1 protein-coding gene is annotated in these 726 nt (G+C 52.5%); it reads right to left on the bottom strand.

What is annotated here, in order from left to right:
- A partial coding sequence (locus K5D32_RS25780; RefSeq protein WP_260407549.1) for a neuraminidase-like domain-containing protein occupies positions 1–683 on the bottom strand: 683 nt, incomplete at its 3' end.
- Positions 684–726: the final 43 nt, after the last annotated feature.

Raw genomic sequence — 726 nt, 5'->3', positions numbered from 1 at the left:
GCACCCGGCGTCGGGTAGTCGTGTTTGGGGCCTTCAGTGCCTTCTTTGTAGGCCCGCTCGTTCATATCGACCGTGCGCCAGTAATAGATATTCTCGGCGCGAGACTTGCCAATAAAGTAGTACTTGCCCTCAGCAAAACGCTCAGTGTCGATATAGCCGTTGATAACCGTCAGGTTCGCCACTTCCTCGAAACTGGCCAGGTAAGACTTCACGGCTTCCTGGGTGGTGTCGATACTGATCTTGTTCTGGTTGATATCGTTTTCCAGATTTTCAAAGTAACCGGATTTCTTCATCCGCAGGGCCGGGGAAATGAAGGTTTCCGGGTAGAGCGCCAGTTGCATGTTGGCGGCCCAGATCGGGTACTGGCTGCTGCGCTCGCGCCACTCGACGAAGTTGGCTTCTGTGGGTTGCAGCAGGTCATAACCGGGCTCCATGCCCATCAATGCACCGTTGATGAATTGCTGAATACTGCCGATGGCTGAGGCGACGTAACTGGTTTCGACGTCGTTGATCACCTGATTGTCGATCAGGAAAAACTCATACAAATCGTTGGCGTTTTTCAGGCGTTGGTCCAGGCCAAGGCTCCTCAATAAAGGGGAGTTGGGGACCACTTCGCCGAGGTAATAAGTCACCAGTGCATCCCGAAAGGATTCGTTGAGCTGGCTTTCAATGGAGCGAGACATAATGTGCAGCTTCCCTGGCAATTGATGAAAATCCATTCGTTCA

The sequence above is a fragment of the Pseudomonas cichorii genome, from assembly GCF_019719005.1.
GTDB lineage: Bacteria > Pseudomonadota > Gammaproteobacteria > Pseudomonadales > Pseudomonadaceae > Aquipseudomonas > Aquipseudomonas cichorii_E.
This window is presented reverse-complemented; position numbering and strand designations above follow the sequence as displayed.